Origin of the sequence: Streptomyces sp. SCSIO ZS0520, from assembly GCF_025643355.1 — a bacterium.
Lineage (GTDB): Bacteria > Actinomycetota > Actinomycetes > Streptomycetales > Streptomycetaceae > Streptomyces > Streptomyces physcomitrii.
This window is the reverse complement of record NZ_CP092644.1, coordinates 5048924-5065314: the sequence shown is the minus strand read 5'-3', so window position 1 is coordinate 5065314 and position 16391 is coordinate 5048924. Positions and strand designations below refer to the sequence as shown.

9 protein-coding genes are annotated in these 16391 nt (G+C 66.1%); 1 reads left to right on the top strand and 8 read right to left on the bottom strand.

Going from position 1 to position 16391, the window contains the following annotated elements; genetic code table 11:
• Nucleotides 1-79: 79 nt before the first annotated feature.
• The 3 genes from fusA to rpsL are packed head-to-tail and all read right to left on the bottom strand — an operon-like array spanning nt 80 to nt 3090.
• On the bottom strand, nt 80-2206 hold the full coding sequence (fusA, locus tag MID12_RS20040) for an elongation factor G (RefSeq protein WP_040252667.1): 2127 nt from the start codon (nt 2204-2206) through the stop codon (nt 80-82).
• A gap of 39 nt (nt 2207-2245) precedes the next feature.
• Nucleotides 2246-2716, bottom strand: coding sequence for a 30S ribosomal protein S7 (gene rpsG, locus MID12_RS20035; protein ID WP_003998848.1), 471 nt, complete (start codon nt 2714-2716; stop codon nt 2246-2248).
• A 2-nt stretch (nt 2717-2718) separates the two neighbouring features.
• Entirely contained in the window at nt 2719-3090 is a 372-nt protein-coding gene (gene rpsL / locus MID12_RS20030; RefSeq protein ID WP_003948652.1) for a 30S ribosomal protein S12, read from the bottom strand.
• Nucleotides 3091-4335: 1245 nt separating this feature from the next.
• Between rpsL and MID12_RS20025 the strand changes: the two genes are divergently transcribed.
• Entirely contained in the window at nt 4336-4902 is a 567-nt protein-coding gene (locus MID12_RS20025; RefSeq protein WP_263169442.1) for a hypothetical protein, read from the top strand.
• Between the two features lie 953 nt (nt 4903-5855).
• Here MID12_RS20025 and MID12_RS20020 read toward each other — a convergent pair.
• From MID12_RS20020 to rplL, 5 genes are all read right to left on the bottom strand, one after another.
• Nucleotides 5856-6866, bottom strand: coding sequence for a hypothetical protein (locus MID12_RS20020; protein WP_263169439.1), 1011 nt, complete (start codon nt 6864-6866; stop codon nt 5856-5858).
• The gene (locus MID12_RS20015) at nt 6863-7540 is read right to left on the bottom strand and encodes a hypothetical protein (protein ID WP_263169437.1); all 678 of its coding nucleotides are present in this window, start codon (nt 7538-7540) and stop codon (nt 6863-6865) included. Before MID12_RS20015 ends, MID12_RS20020 begins: the two co-directional genes overlap by 4 nt.
• 256 nt (nt 7541-7796) lie before the next feature.
• Nucleotides 7797-11708 carry a DNA-directed RNA polymerase subunit beta' gene (locus tag MID12_RS20010; protein ID WP_040252647.1) on the bottom strand — a complete coding sequence of 1304 codons (3912 nt, stop codon included), beginning with the start codon at nt 11706-11708 and terminating at the stop codon, nt 7797-7799.
• Between the two features lie 142 nt (nt 11709-11850).
• The gene (rpoB, locus tag MID12_RS20005; RefSeq protein WP_040252645.1) at nt 11851-15336 is read right to left on the bottom strand and encodes a DNA-directed RNA polymerase subunit beta; all 3486 of its coding nucleotides are present in this window, start codon (nt 15334-15336) and stop codon (nt 11851-11853) included.
• Between the two features lie 632 nt (nt 15337-15968).
• A complete protein-coding gene (gene rplL / locus MID12_RS20000; RefSeq protein WP_040252643.1) occupies nt 15969-16352 on the bottom strand; it encodes a 50S ribosomal protein L7/L12 in 384 nt (127 codons plus the stop codon).
• Between the last annotated feature and the right edge of the window lie 39 nt (nt 16353-16391).

Below are 16391 nucleotides of genomic sequence, written 5' to 3'. Positions count from 1 at the left end.
CCGGGGGCATTCCTCCGCTGTTGCGGCGGAATGCCCCGGAAGGCTCCGGAGTCAAGCCTAAAGCGTGAACTCGGCTGAGTTACTCGCCCTTGGCCTTCGCGATGATCTCCTCGGCGACGTTCCGCGGAACCTCGGCGTAGGAGTCGAACTGCATCGAGTAGCTTGCGCGACCCGACGTCTTGCTGCGGAGGTCTCCGACGTAGCCGAACATCTCCGACAGCGGAACCAGGCCCTTGACGACCCGGGCGCCACTGCGCTCCTCCATGGCCTGGATCTGGCCACGGCGGGAGTTGATGTCGCCGATGACGTCGCCCATGTAGTCCTCGGGCGTGGTGACCTCGACGGCCATCATCGGTTCGAGGAGCACGGGACCGGCCTTGCGCGCGGCCTCCTTGAAGGCCTGCGAGCCGGCGATCTTGAACGCGAGCTCGGAGGAGTCCACCTCGTGGTAGGCACCGTCGAGCAGGGTCACGCGGACACCGGTCATCTCGTAACCGGCGAGGATGCCGAACTGCATGGCCTCCTGGCAGCCCGCGTCCACCGAGGGGATGTACTCCTTGGGGATGCGGCCACCCGTGACCTTGTTGACGAACTCGTACGAGACGTCGCCGTCGGTGATGGGCTCGATCGCGATCTGCACCTTGGCGAACTGACCGGTACCACCGGTCTGCTTCTTGTGGGTGTAGTCCACGCGCTCGACCGTCTTGCGGATGGTCTCGCGGTACGCGACCTGCGGCTTGCCGACGTTGGCCTCGACCTTGAACTCGCGCTTCATGCGGTCGACCAGCACCTCGAGGTGCAGTTCGCCCATGCCGCCGATGATGGTCTGGCCGGTCTCCTCGTCCGAGTGGACCTGGAAGGAGGGGTCCTCCTCCGAGAGCCGCTGGATGGCGACACCCAGCTTCTCCTGGTCGCCCTTGGACTTGGGCTCGATGGCGACCTGGATGACCGGCGCCGGGAAGTCCATGGACTCCAGGATGACCGGGGCCTTGTCGTCGCAGAGCGTCTCACCGGTCGTGGTCTGCTTCAGACCCATCACGGCGATGATGTCGCCCGCGCCCACCGACTCGATCTCCTCACGCTTGTTCGCGTGCATGCGGTAGATCTTGCCGATGCGCTCCTTCTTGCCCTTCACGGAGTTCAGCACCGCGGTGCCGGACTCCAGGCGGCCCGAGTAGACCCGGACGAAGGTGAGCTTGCCGAGGTGCGGGTCGCTCATGATCTTGAACGCCAGCGCCGACAGCGGCTCCTCGTCGGAGGGCTTGCGCGCGACCGTCTTCTCCGGGTCCTTCACGTCGTGGCCCTCGATGGCCTCGACGTCCAGGGGGGAGGGCAGGTAGCGCACGACCGCGTCGAGCAGGGGCTGGACGCCCTTGTTCTTGAACGCGGTACCGCAGAAGACGGGGGTGACGGTGGTGTCGCCGCCCTTGCCGGAGGCGATGGTGATGCGGCGCACGGCCGCGTACAGCTGCTCCACGGTGGGCTCGGTGCCCTCCAGGTACAGCTCCATCATCTCTTCGTCGTTCTCCGCGATGGCCTCGAGGAGCTTGCCGCGCCACTCTTCGGCGGCCTCGGCGTGCGTCGCCGGGATGTCCACGACGTCGTAGGCCTCGCCCTTGGCGGCCTCGGCCGACCAGACGAGCGCCTTCATCTGGACGAGGTCGACGACACCCTGGAAGTCGGCCTCGGCACCGATGGGCAGCTGCATGACCAGCGGAGTCGCACCGAGGCGGTCGACGATCATGTCGACGCAGCGGTGGAACTCGGCACCGGTACGGTCCAGCTTGTTGACGAAGCAGATACGCGGAACGCCGTAGCGGTCGGCCTGACGCCACACGGTCTCGGACTGCGGCTCCACGCCGGCGACGCCGTCGAACACCGTCACGGCACCGTCGAGGACACGCAGCGAACGCTCCACCTCTACGGTGAAGTCCACGTGCCCCGGGGTGTCGATGATGTTGATCGTGTGGTCGACGTCTTCCAGCGGCCAGTGACAGGTGGTGGCAGCAGAGGTGATCGTGATGCCACGCTCCTGCTCCTGCTCCATCCAGTCCATGGTGGCGGCGCCGTCGTGGACCTCACCGATCTTGTACGAGACACCGGTGTAGAACAGGATCCGCTCGGTGGTCGTCGTCTTGCCCGCGTCGATGTGGGCCATGATCCCGATGTTGCGGACCTTGGCCAGGTCAAGTGAAGTGGTAGCCATAAGGCTTCAGTCTTCTCTCGGTCTCGATGTGGGTAGCGACTACCAGCGGTAGTGCGCGAAGGCCTTGTTGGACTCGGCCATCTTGTGCGTGTCCTCGCGCTTCTTCACGGCCGCACCGAGGCCGTTCGAGGCGTCGAGAAGCTCGTTGAGCAGACGCTCGGTCATGGTCTTCTCGCGACGGGCGCGGGAGTAACCGACCAGCCAGCGCAGCGCCAGGGTGTTGGCGCGGCCGGGCTTGACCTCGACCGGCACCTGGTAGGTGGCGCCACCGACACGGCGGGACTTGACCTCGAGGGTCGGCTTGATGTTCTCGAGCGCGCGCTTGAGAGTGATGACCGGGTCGTTGCCGGTCTTCTCGCGCAGGCCCTCCATGGCGCCGTAGACGATGCGCTCGGCGGTGGAGCGCTTTCCGTTCAGCAGCACCTTGTTGATGAGGGAGGTCACCAGAGGAGAACCGTAGACCGGGTCGATGATGACCGGGCGCTTCGGGGCGGGGCCCTTACGAGGCATTCTTACTTCTCCTTCTTGGCGCCGTAGCGGCTGCGGGCCTGCTTGCGGTTCTTGACACCCTGGGTGTCGAGCGAGCCGCGGATGATCTTGTAGCGAACACCCGGCAGGTCCTTCACACGGCCGCCGCGCACGAGCACGATGGAGTGCTCCTGCAGGTTGTGTCCCTCACCCGGGATGTAGGCCGTGACCTCGATGCCGGAGGTCAGACGCACACGCGCGACCTTCCGCAGCGCCGAGTTCGGCTTCTTGGGGGTGGTGGTGAACACACGCGTGCAGACGCCGCGACGCTGGGGGGAACCCTCGAGTGCGGGCGTCTTGTTCTTCTCGACCTTGTCCTGCCGGCCCTTGCGGACCAGCTGCTGGATCGTAGGCACTACTTCTCCGGTTTCTGTGTGCCGATGTGAAGCTAACCTGGAACGTCGCCGACCCACGCGGTCGGGTGTGTCGAATGCTGCAGACTCCCGCCGCCAGGCAGGAAGGAACGCAGATTGCGGTGCGGCCAGTGACGGCGCCCGTACGGCAGAAGACACGCACGAGGGCCAGGGCACACCCCAGGCACAAGGTCTGAGCGTAACGGGGTTGGCCAGCGGGGTCAAAAGCGATACGTCCCCGGCAGGAACGGCGCCGCCGATCAAGGGGCTCCCACGCCGCGCCGCGGGTACCCGTTGATCGGCGGCGGCCCCCTCTGCATACGCTGAGCGCACAGACGTACGCACAGCGCCACGGGAGGGTGCCCTCGGCATGCGGAGCGTCAATCCGGACGACCTGGACCAGCTGGCCAAGCTCCTCGACGGCCGCGGGACCTCCTCGACAAGCTGGACGAGGCGTTCACCCGGGCTTCCCGCCTGGACGCCACCAGCCACCTGGCAGGCCTCAAGCCCCTGCGCAGCTGGACCCGGGAAACCGCACCCGACCTCCGCCGCCGCTCGGCCGCGGTCCGCCTGGAGAACGGCGACCCCACCGCGGGAGCGCGCTGGGCCGGCTTCGGCGCGGAGGACATCGCCGAGGTGGGGGGCGAGCGTCCTCGGCCCGAGGTCCTGGTCCTCACCTACGGCATCCCAGCAAGCGGCCACACCAAGTCCGAGGCCTTCCACCGCAGACCCGGCGAATCCCTGCACAGCTGGGTGGACCGGATACGGGCTCATGGGATTGCGCAGATACCGGGGCTTGGGGACTACGAAGAAGAAATAGCCGGGGCTCTCGGGGTGGCGGGGGACATCAGAGGCGTGGTGCGGTACAGAGGAGCAGCGTTTCTCCACACGACCAACATCACACGCGTACTTGTCGGCAATCACTTGATCAACAGTCTTCTGCGGCCACGGCAGTCCGCCCTTCTCACCCGGGCCGAAAGACTCATCTTGACGGGGCCCATTCGCAGGGCGATCGTAGCGACAACCATCAGGCAATTGGCAGCATTTGGTCCGATCAGGTCGCTGCACGCACCTGGAACGCGGCTTCCGTCCACCGTGGGAAATCCGATCTCGAGCAATCCGAGATTTCAACGGCTCCAAAGAATGCCCTGGGCCAACGGTTTCATAAGCGATAGAATAACAAGCGCTTTCAACTACGCCATGTCAAGCACACGGCCGATCTTCCGAGGCATATCCGTCAATTGTTCTGTGAAGTTCCTCCTGGGCGACAGCAGACTTGCACAGATCTACGGCGGCCTCACGCGCGCCGGCGAAGTCCCCACGTCCATCCAGGCTGGCCTCTGGAAGCTCGGCAGTAATCTTTACCGAGACCTCCGCGCCGTCAATGTCAAACGACTGCCGGCACTGAGGAGTTCGCTCCGGACGGCCCTCAGAACAGGGGGCGCGATACGTGGTGTCGGCATCCTGGGCAGCGGGATCTCTACCGCCTACAGCACCGCCAACGTAATATCTCGTGGAGCACCCTGCAAGAATTTCGACTCCCGCAGCGAAGGTGCAAGCTACGTAGCAGATGTTGCGGAGTCGGGCTTTCACGCCTCTTCCATATGGGCCGAGACATCGCCGAGTCCTTGGAGTCTCGGAGTGACAGCGGGTTTCGGTGGCGTTTACGTGGGCGCCAAAACTGTCGAGCACTGGGACGGCGTCAAGAAGCAGAGCAAGAAGATTTCTCACGGAGTGGCAGAAGTCGCAACAGATCCGAAGAAGGCACTCGACAAGACCAAATCCTTGAGCAAGAAGATCAATCCATTCGATTGAAGGATTCGGATGCCGATTCCGAAGGACACAGTCCACGCAAGTGCCCGTGAGCAGCATTCCGCGAACTCACGCCACAAATATCAAGGATGAGAGCATGAGCAACTTCGAATTCAAGCTCATGCGGCTGCATGAGGATTCAAAGTACGTCGGAGTCCACGGCGACATCGGGCCGTTCGGATACCTTGAGGCGCGATGCAACTTCTACACCCCTCCACGCAGCCTCCCCACCAGCGAAGCCGTCCTGCAGGGGCCGAGCTTCCCCACTGTGATTTTCTCGGGCGGGGGTGACTTCCCTTCTCTGGATGGTGGATGGCTCCGCATCGATGAGTCGCCCGTGAAAATGGATCTACGCGTCACCGGTATCCGGTCTCGGCCCAGATGGCTCGACATCAGGCACGAGGGGCGCGCATACACCTACAGGCTTTCAAATATGACATGCCCGGCCAAGGGTAATACATTTCACACCCGGTCTCATTGGCTGGCTATCCAGCACGAGGAGCACAATTACACGTATCGAATCCCAGGATTTTTCACCAAGGGCAGAGGAGTCCTTCAGCGCCACAACGCCGAATGCAGACCCTCACCGAAGGTTCAGAAGCGGTCCCGTGTGGCATGGCGAGGCCACAGGAGAGTACGACCCAGCAGGTATTGCCATCTGTTGCGTAATGGAATTGGTCGACTATGCGTGCCTGTCGACACCCAGCGCTCTGATCAGTGCTCCACTCAATCTGACCAAGTTCCACCGCCGGGGTGAGGGGCAGGAGCCGAACTCTGCGGGATGAAGCCGCCAGCCCATGTCGTGCGTCACGGCAGATGGAAGATGCCGTCCCAAATCCTCAGAGAGCTGCGACCGTACGCTGCGGACCCCTCGCCCACCCGTGTCGCTTCCCACATGCCAAGAGCGGCCATCCGTACGAGGAATGACCGCCCTTTGGCTGTCGCTGCACAGAGGCCTAGCGGTTGACCGCCTGAGCCTCCTCCACCTCCACCGGCTGGTTGTTCCCGTACTCACCGTCGGGCAGGTCGCCGCCCGCGCCGCCGGTGCCCGTCCAGGTGATCTTCCAGGTCGCGGTGGCCTGGAGGTCGAAGGTGCCGTTGCCTGAGGACTTCAGGTACGTGACGCCGCACGGCGGGGTGCGGTCCGCCTTGCCCTTGGCGTAGGGCTCGCCGATCGAACCGTCCTTGCCCACCGGGCAGTTGCCCGAGGCGGGGAGGAGCTCGGCGTCCTCGGTGCCGGGCTTGAGGGTGAGGCCGGTCGGCTCGGCGGTGGTGGTGGCCTCCATGTGGAAGCCCGGGAAGTCCAGCGAGGCCGTGACGGACACCGGCTGGAAGTCCCCCTTGTCGAGCCAGGCCCAGGTCGGCAGATTCACCTTGGTCGCGCCCGCGGGAGCGAGGGTGACCTTGGTGCCGGGGACCTTGATCTGGTTGTAGGCGAGGCCCGCGAGGATCTCGGGGTTGATGGCCTGAGGCTCATCGGGCTGTTCACCCTCGGGCACCCAGAACGGGTCCCGCTTGCACGCCCACTGCTCCGCGTACGAGGCGTCGGGATTCTGGACCGCGCCCCAGTACATGCCCTTGTCGCCGTCGTGGTACTCGTCCTTGGCGTAGCCCTGGTTCTCGTCCGAGATCTCGCCGGTGAACTCCCGGCCGTCCGGGTCGTGCACAGCGGCGAAGTAGATGCTCTGGCGCATCTTCCGGAATTCGCCGGACTTCCACTGCGGCGCGTACCAGCAGCCCGGCGGGTCCCAGTCGGCGCTCGACGAGCTCAGCCCGCCCGAGCCGTTGCCTCCCGAGGTGCCGGAGCCGGTGAAGCGGACCTTCACCTGGGCGCCCACACTGTCGTTCTTCTTCGTACCGGTCGAGGAGCCCTCGGTGAGGCCCTCGCCCGCGTATGCCTGCCCACCGGACACCAGGGCCACCGAGCACACGGCGGCACCTATCAGAAGCCTGCGGAAAGTAGTCATGCCCTGCACTCCCGAGATGGATCCGTCACCTTGACGCCGGCTGCTCGCCACAGCCCCTTCTTGCCCTCGGAGGGACTCATCGCGATTTCCCAGAAGGCGAAGTCCTCAGCGCTCGGCTTTGTACGGCGGACCTTCTCGGTCTTCACTTCCTTGCTGAAGTACTTGGAGCTGTCGCTGCAGAAATTGATGACGACGGACTTCGCGCTCTTCGTCGGAATCACCTTGGTGCGGAAGTAGCGCTGCTCGCCCGAGATGGTGAGTCCCGCGTCCACCCGGGCCTTGATCTGCTCCTTGGCGTACTGCTGCGCCTGGCTCTGGAAATCGGAGTAGAACTTGTACGCGCTCTCGTCCGGATCCTGCTTCACGATGCCGTAGCGGATCGCGCGGATGAAGTTCTGAGCGTCGCCGAGCGCCGCCGCCTGCTGGGGGTCCGAGAGCTTCGGGTCCTCGAAATCGATCTGCACGTCCGAGGGAAGCGTGATCTTCGGCCGGTCGAACTTCGGCGCCTCGCCGCTCGCCGAAGGCGAAGCCGGCGCACTCGACTTCGTCTCGCCCCCCGCACCCTCGATCTTGTCCTCGTCCTTGCCCTTGTCGTCGCCCCCGCAGCCCGTGAGGAGGAGGGCGGCGGCGGCCGTGAGCGAGACGGCGGCGGGCAGCACACGAATGCGGTACACGGACAACTCCCGGTGGAGAACGAGACTTTGGCTGATTCAGTAGACGCTAGCGAGCGGTGACGCGGTTCCGCCACCTTTGCCGAGGCGGGATTCCCTCACATCACGAATTCCGCGAACTCTCCTGAATCCACACAGGATTGGGACAAATACCTGCGGGACCGCCGCGGAGTCCGGCACCCACGCCGAAGGGCGGCCACCCCGCAAGGTGACCGCCCTTCGCGACCTCGGCGCACCGGATGCCCCGGTGCCCCTCAGCTCACTGGTTGTACGGACCGTAGTCGTAGTCCTCCAGCGGGACCGCCTGGCCCGAACCCGTCCCGAAGGGCGAGTAGTCGATGTCGTCGTAGCCGACGGCCGAGTACATCGCGGCCTTGGCTTCCTCGGTGGGCTCGACCCGGATGTTGCGGTAGCGGGACAGGCCCGTACCGGCCGGGATGAGCTTACCGATGATGACGTTCTCCTTGAGGCCGATGAGGCTGTCGGACTTGGCGTTGATCGCCGCGTCCGTCAGGACCCTGGTCGTCTCCTGGAAGGAGGCGGCCGACAGCCAGGACTCCGTCGCCAGCGAGGCCTTGGTGATACCCATCAGCTGCGGACGGCCGGAGGCCGGGTGGCCGCCTTCCTGGACCACACGACGGTTCTCGGTCTCGAACTTGGAGCGCTCGACGAGCTCGCCCGGCAGGAGTTCCGCGTCGCCGGACTCGATGATCGTCACGCGGCGCAGCATCTGCCGGATGATGATCTCGATGTGCTTGTCGTGGATCGACACACCCTGCGAGTTGTAGACCTTCTGGACCTCGCCGACCAGGTGGACCTGGACGGCGCGCTGGCCGAGGATGCGGAGCACGTCGTGCGGGTTGGTGGCACCCACGGTGAGCTTCTGGCCCACCTCGACGTGGTCGCCCTCGCCCACCAGGAGACGGGCGCGCTTGGAGATCGGGAAGGCCGTCTCGTCGCTGCCGTCGTCCGGGGTGACGACGATCTTCTTGGTCTTCTCGGTCTCCTCGATGCGGACGCGGCCCGCGGACTCGGAGATCGGGGCGACACCCTTCGGCGTACGGGCTTCGAAGAGCTCGACGACTCGGGGCAGACCCTGGGTGATGTCGTCACCGGCCACACCACCGGTGTGGAAGGTACGCATCGTCAGCTGGGTGCCGGGCTCACCGATGGACTGGGCGGCGATGATGCCGACCGCCTCACCGATGTCGACCAGCTTGCCGGTGGCCAGCGAGCGGCCGTAGCACATGGCGCAGGTGCCGACGGCGGACTCGCAGGTCAGGATCGAGCGGGTCTTGACCGTCTCGATGCCCGCGGCGACCAGCTGGTCGATGAGGACGTCGCCCAGGTCGACGTTGGCCGGGGCCAGCACCTTCCCGTCCACGACGATGTCCTCGGCGAGCATCCGCGCGTACACGGAGGTCTCGACGTCCTCGGTCTTGCGCAGCACCCCGTCGGCGCCCCGCTCGGCGATCGCCAGCTTGAGGCCGCGGTCGGTGCCGCAGTCCTCCTCGCGGATGATCACGTCCTGGGAGACGTCGACCAGACGACGGGTCAGGTAACCCGAGTCGGCGGTACGCAGGGCGGTGTCGGCCAGACCCTTACGGGCACCGTGCGTCGAGATGAAGTACTCGAGGACGGAGAGGCCTTCACGGAAGGACGCCTTGATGGGACGCGGGATGGTCTCGTTCTTGGCGTTCGACACCAGACCGCGCATACCGGCGATCTGACGCATCTGCATCATGTTTCCGCGCGCGCCCGAGTTCACCATCATGAAGATCGGGTTGGTGCGCGGGAAGTTGTCGTTCATGACCTCCGCGACCTCGTTGGTCGCCTTGGTCCACAGGGCGATGAGCTCCTGGGTGCGCTCGTCCTTGGTGATCAGACCGCGCTCGTACTGCTTCTGGACCTTCTCGTCCTGGGCCTCGTAGCCCTTGACGATCTCCTTCTTCGCCTCGGGGACGACGACGTCGGAGATGGCGACGGTGACGCCGGAGCGGGTCGCCCAGTAGAAGCCGGCCGCCTTCAGGTTGTCGAGCGTCGCCGCCACGATGACCTTCGGGTAGCGCTCGGCCAGGTCGTTGACGATCTGGGAGAGCTGCTTCTTGCCGACCTCGTAGTCGACGAAGGGGTAGTCCTCGGGCAGCAGCTCGTTGAAGAGCGCGCGGCCCAGGGTGGTCCGCAGCCGGAAGGTGTCGCCCTGCTGCCACTCGTCGGGACCGAAGTCCTCGCCCTCGGCGGGCGCCGCGGGCGTCCAGCCGCGCGGCGGGATGGTGCCCACGGGGAAGCGGACGTCGATCTTCGACTGGAGGGACAGCTCGCCGGCGTCGAAGGCCATGATGGCCTCGGCGACGGAGGCGAACGGACGCTCCTCGCCCTTCAGCTCGCGCTCCGCACCGTCGGTGGTGAGGAAGAACAGTCCGAGCACCATGTCCTGGGTGGGCATGGTGACGGGACGGCCGTCGGCGGGCTTGAGGATGTTGTTCGAGGACAGCATCAGGATGCGGGCCTCGGCCTGCGCCTCCGCGGACAGCGGCAGGTGCACGGCCATCTGGTCGCCGTCGAAGTCCGCGTTGAAGGCGGTGCAGACGAGCGGGTGGATCTGGATGGCCTTGCCCTCGACCAGCTGCGGCTCGAAGGCCTGGATGCCGAGGCGGTGCAGGGTGGGCGCGCGGTTCAGCAGCACCGGGTGCTCGGCGATGACCTCTTCGAGCACGTCGTAGACGACCGTGCGGCCGCGCTCGACCATGCGCTTGGCGCTCTTGATGTTCTGCGCGTGGTTCAGGTCGACCAGGCGCTTCATCACGAACGGCTTGAAGAGCTCCAGGGCCATGGCCTTGGGCAGACCGCACTGGTGCAGCTTGAGCTGCGGGCCGACGACGATGACCGAACGCGCCGAGTAGTCGACCCGCTTGCCGAGCAGGTTCTGCCGGAAGCGGCCCTGCTTGCCCTTGAGCATGTCGGACAGCGACTTCAGCGGACGGTTGCCGGGGCCCGTGACCGGGCGGCCGCGGCGGCCGTTGTCGAAGAGGGCGTCGACCGCCTCCTGGAGCATCCGCTTCTCGTTGTTCACGATGATCTCGGGGGCACCGAGGTCGAGCAGGCGCTTCAGGCGGTTGTTGCGGTTGATGACCCTGCGGTACAGGTCGTTCAGGTCGGAGGTCGCGAAGCGGCCACCGTCCAGCTGCACCATCGGACGCAGGTCCGGCGGGATGACCGGCACGCAGTCGAGCACCATGCCCTTGGGGCTGTTGGACGTCTGCAGGAAGGCGGAGACGACCTTGAGGCGCTTGAGCGCACGGGTCTTCTTCTGGCCCTTGCCGGTACGGATGATCTCGCGGAGGCGCTCGGCCTCCTCGTCGAGGTCGAAGGACTCCAGGCGCTTCTGCAGCGCCGCGGCACCCATCGAGCCGTCGAAGTAGGTGCCGAAGCGGTCGCGCAGCTCGCGGTAGAGCAGCTCGTCGCCCTCCAGGTCCTGGACCTTGAGGTTCTTGAAGCGGTTCCACACCTCGTCGAGACGGTCGATCTCGCGCTGCGCGCGGTCGCGCAGCTGCTTCATCTCGCGCTCGGCGCCCTCGCGCACCTTGCGGCGCACATCGGCCTTGGCGCCCTCGGCCTCCAGCTCGGCGAGGTCCGTCTCGAGCTTCTTGGCGCGGGTCTCCAGGTCGGAGTCGCGGCGCTGCTCGATCTGCTGGCGCTCCACGGAGACGTGCGCCTCCAGGGAGGGCAGGTCGCGGGTGCGGCGCTCCTCGTCGACGAACGTGATCATGTACGCCGCGAAGTAGATGACCTTCTCCAGGTCCTTCGGGGCGAGGTCGAGCAGGTACCCGAGGCGCGACGGGACGCCCTTGAAGTACCAGATGTGGGTGACGGGGGCGGCGAGCTCGATGTGGCCCATCCGCTCACGGCGCACCTTGGCGCGGGTGACCTCGACGCCGCAGCGCTCGCAGATGATGCCCTTGAAGCGGACACGCTTGTACTTGCCGCAGTAGCACTCCCAGTCCCGGGTCGGACCGAAGATCTTCTCGCAGAAGAGTCCGTCCTTCTCGGGCTTGAGGGTGCGGTAGTTGATGGTCTCCGGCTTCTTGACCTCGCCGTGGGACCACTGTCGGATGTCGTCCGCGGTCGCCAGGCCGATCCGCAGCTCGTCGAAGAAGTTGACGTCGAGCACTTGTCGTCAATCCCTCTTTCGGGGGTTGTGCCCCTCCCCCGCCGCAGCGGGGGAAAGGGGGCGCTTCATCAATGGTCTGAGGGGTCCGGGGTTGACCGGGGCCGGCCGTACCTACGTACGGCGAGGGCCCCGGTCAGACTCGTCAGACCTCTTCGACGCTGCTCGGCTCGCGCCGGGACAGGTCGATACCGAGCTCCTCGGCGGCACGGAAGACGTCCTCGTCCGTGTCGCGCATCTCGATGGACATACCGTCACTGGAAAGCACCTCCACGTTGAGGCACAGGGACTGCATCTCCTTGATGAGCACCTTGAAGGACTCGGGGATGCCGGGCTCCGGGATGTTCTCGCCCTTGACGATGGCCTCGTAGACCTTCACGCGGCCGGTGACGTCGTCGGACTTGATGGTCAGCAGCTCCTGGAGGGCGTAGGCGGCGCCGTACGCCTCGAGCGCCCACACCTCCATCTCACCGAAGCGCTGGCCACCGAACTGGGCCTTACCACCCAGCGGCTGCTGGGTGATCATGGAGTACGGACCGGTCGAGCGGGCGTGCAGCTTGTCGTCGACCAGGTGGTGGAGCTTGAGGATGTACATGTACCCGATGGAGATCGGGTCCGGGAACGGCTCGCCGGAGCGGCCGTCGAACAGCCTCGCCTTGCCGGACGGCAGCACCATGCGGTCGCCGTCGCGGTTGGGGATTGTGTGCTCCAGGAGGCCCGCCAGCTCGTCCTCGCGGGCACCGTCGAAGACCGGGGTCGCGACGTTGGTGCGCGGGTCGACCTGGTCGGCTTCGATCGCCTGCAGGCGCTCGGCCCACTCCTCGCCGAGGCCGGAGACGTCCCAGCCCTGGCTGGCGAGCCAGCCGAGGTGGATCTCCAGGACCTGTCCCGGGTTCATCCGGGAGGGGACGCCCAGCGGGTTGAGGATGATGTCGACCGGGGTGCCGTCCTCCAGGAAGGGCATGTCCTCGATCGGCAGGATCTTGGAGATGACGCCCTTGTTGCCGTGGCGGCCGGCGAGCTTGTCACCATCGGTGATCTTGCGCTTCTGCGCCACGTACACGCGCACCAGCTGGTTCACACCAGGGGGAAGCTCGTCGCCCTCCTCGCGGTCGAAGACGCGGACGCCGATGACCTTGCCGGTCTCGCCGTGCGGCACCTTCAGCGAGGTGTCACGGACCTCACGGGCCTTCTCACCGAAGATCGCGCGCAGCAGGCGCTCCTCGGGGGTCAGCTCGGTCTCGCCCTTGGGGGTCACCTTGCCGACGAGGATGTCGCCGGCGATGACCTCGGCGCCGATGCGGATGATGCCGCGCTCGTCGAGGTCGGCGAGGACCTCCTCGGAGACGTTCGGGATGTCCCGGGTGATCTCCTCGGGGCCCAGCTTGGTGTCCCGGGCGTCGACCTCGTGCTCCTCGATGTGGATCGAGGAGAGGACGTCGTCCTGCACGAGGCGCTGCGACAGGATGATCGCGTCCTCGTAGTTGTGGCCCTCCCAGGGCATGAACGCCACGAGCAGGTTCTTGCCGAGCGCCATCTCACCCTCTTGGGTGGCGGGCCCGTCGGCGAGGACCTGGCCCTCGATGACGCGGGCGCCCTCGTCCACGATCACCTTCTGGTTGACCGAGGTGCCCTGGTTGGAGCGGGAGAACTTGGCGATGCGGTACGTGGTGTAGGTGCCGTCGTCGTTGGCGACGGTGACGTAGTCCGCGGAGACCTCCTGGACCACACCCGCCTTCTCGGCCTTGATGACGTCACCGGCGTCGACGGCGCAGCGGTACTCCATGCCCGTACCGACGAGGGGGGCCTCGGCGGTGATCAGCGGCACGGCCTGGCGCATCATGTTGGCGCCCATGAGCGCGCGGTTGGCGTCGTCGTGCTCCAGGAAGGGGATCATGGCGGTCGCGACCGACACCATCTGGCGCGGCGAGACGTCCATGTAGTCGACGTCCTCGCCGGGGACGTAGTCGATCTCGCCGCCGCGGCGGCGCACCAGCACCCGGGACTCCTCGAAGTGGAGGTCCTCGGTGAGCGGGGCGTTCGCCTGGGCGATGACGAAGCGGTCCTCTTCGTCGGCGGTGAGGTAGTCGACCTCGTCGGTGACGACACCCTCGGTGACGCGGCGGTACGGGGTCTCCACGAAGCCGAAGGCGTTGACCCGGCCGTAGGAGGCGAGCGAGCCGATCAGGCCGATGTTCGGGCCTTCCGGCGTCTCGATCGGACACATCCGGCCGTAGTGCGAGGGGTGCACGTCGCGGACCTCGAAGCCGGCCCGCTCACGGGAGAGGCCACCGGGGCCGAGCGCGGACAGGCGGCGCTTGTGCGTCAGCCCGGACAGCGGGTTGTTCTGGTCCATGAACTGGGACAGCTGGCTGGTGCCGAAGAACTCCTTGATGGAGGCGACGACCGGCCGGATGTTGATCAGGGTCTGCGGCGTGATCGCCTCGACGTCCTGGGTGGTCATGCGCTCGCGCACGACGCGCTCCATACGGGCGAGACCCGTGCGGACCTGGTTCTGGATCAGCTCGCCGACGTTGCGCAGGCGGCGGTTGCCGAAGTGGTCGATGTCGTCGGTCTCGACCACGATCTGGGTGCCGCTGTCGCCGACCGTCTCGGTCTCGCCGGCGTGCAGCTTCACCAGGTACTTGATCGTCGCGATGATGTCCTCGACGGTCAGGATCCCGGCGTCCAGCGGGGCGTCGGCGCCGAGCTTCTTGTTGACCTTGTAGCGGCCGACCTTGGCCAGGTCGTAGCGCTTGGGGTTGAAGTAGAGGTTCTCGAGCAGGGTCTGCGCGGCCTCGCGGGTCGGCGGCTCGCCCGGGCGCAGCTTGCGGTAGATGTCGAGGAGCGCGTCGTCCTGGCCCTGGGTGTGGTCCTTCTCCAGGGTGGCGCGCATCGACTCGTACTCGCCGAACTCCTCGAGGATCTGCTCGGTGGTCCAGCCGAGCGCCTTGAGCAGGACGGTGACGGACTGCTTGCGCTTGCGGTCGACACGCACACCGACCATGTCGCGCTTGTCGATCTCCATCTCCAGCCAGGCACCCCGGGACGGGATGATCTTGGCGGTGAAGATGTCCTTGTCGGACGTCTTGTCGATGGAGGAGTCGAAGTAGACGCCCGGCGAACGCACCAGCTGGGAGACGACGACACGCTCGGTGCCGTTGATGACGAAGGTGCCCTTGTTCGTCATGAGCGGGAAGTCGCCCATGAAGACCGTCTGGGACTTGATCTCACCGGTCTCGTTGTTGGTGAACTCGGCGGTGACGAAGAGCGGGGCCGCGTACGTGAAGTCGCGCTCCTTGCACTCGTCGATGCTGTTCTTCGGCGGCTCGAAACGGTGGTCGCGGAAGGTCAGGGACATCGACCCGCTGAAGTCCTCGATCGGGGAGATCTCCTCGAAGATCTCCTCCAGACCGGACTTGGTGGGGACGTCCTGTCCGCTGTCCAGAGCCGCCTCGACACGAGCCTTCCACGCCTCGTTACCGAGCAGCCAGTCAAAGCTCTCGGTCTGCAGAGCAAGAAGGTTCGGAACCTCGAGGGGCTCCTTGATCTTTGCAAAAGAGATGCGCAGCGGGGCGGTGCTTGCGCCGTTGTTCGTATTCGCGGTCGAGGCAGTGCGCGAGGCGGCCAAGAGGGGGTCCTTCCGAGGGCTCGGACTCACTACGCGCGTACCGGCCCCACACCGGAAGCCAGTGACAAAACCTGAAGAAAACCCTGGTCAGGTCCGGTTTCGTCGGCTGTGCTCAAGTGCGGGCGTGCCCCTGGTGACGGGCAGGAGGCAGCTAACAGGCAGCGCAAAGGGTCAGTGTAGCCACTCGGCCCACTGATGTCCACTCCGGGTTTTCCGAGGCCTGTTCGAGCCTCATATCGACCCTCGTTGTTCTCGCCACTCGTAGCTCGCGGTCTTCCATGCCCTCGACGCACATCGATACTGCCCTCTTCGCCAGCGATCCATGCCTCGGATCCGGATCGGTTCTGGCGACGCGTCCTGAGAATCGCGCGCTGCGTGCGGTTCGTCAAGAGCCCCCAGGCCGAACCACACGCCGCGATCGTCACTGCCGGGCCCCTCCACGCGGACCCCGCCTCCCGGCGGAGCGCAACGAAGATCACCCTACTCGCCGGACCCCGCTGTGCAAGGGAGGTCCTCGCCCGGCCCCGTCAACGCCGAAGGGCGACCACCCGGATGGGTGATCGCCCTGAGCGCTCCGGCCGTTACAGCGGCACGCCGCCGGGGGCCGGAAAAGAGTCAGCCGACTCGTGAGGTCACTTGACCTCGACGGAGGCGCCGGCGCCCTTGAGGGCCTCGGCGGCCTTCTCGGCGGCGGCCTTGTCGACCTTCTCCACGACGGCCTTCGGGGTGCCGTCGACGAGGTCCTTGGCCTCCTTCAGACCCAGCGAGGTCAGCTCACGCACGACCTTGATGACCTGGATCTTCTTGTCGCCGGCGCCGGTGAGGATGACGTCGAACTCGTCCTGCTCGGCAGCGGCCTCGGCCGGAGCGGCGCCGGTCGGGGCGACCGCGACGGCGGCCGGGGCGGCGGCGGTGACGTCGAACTTCTCCTCGAACGCCTTCACGAACTCGGCGAGCTCAAGGAGGGTGAGCTCCTCGAACTGGGCAAGCAGGTCTTCCTGGCTGAGCTTCGCCATGATGGCGGTCCTTCCACTAATTCGGCTGGTGCCGGATGT

What these genes read in the sequence shown, in the direction of transcription:
- fusA (WP_040252667.1), bottom strand. Translation starts at nt 2,206, where the DNA reads ATGGCTACCACTTCACTTGACCTGGCCAAGGTCCGCAACATCGGGATC.
- rpsG (WP_003998848.1), bottom strand. Translation starts at nt 2,716, where the DNA reads ATGCCTCGTAAGGGCCCCGCCCCGAAGCGCCCGGTCATCATCGACCCG.
- MID12_RS20020 (WP_263169439.1), bottom strand. Translation starts at nt 6,866, where the DNA reads ATGACTACTTTCCGCAGGCTTCTGATAGGTGCCGCCGTGTGCTCGGTG.
- rplL (WP_040252643.1), bottom strand. Translation starts at nt 16,352, where the DNA reads ATGGCGAAGCTCAGCCAGGAAGACCTGCTTGCCCAGTTCGAGGAGCTC.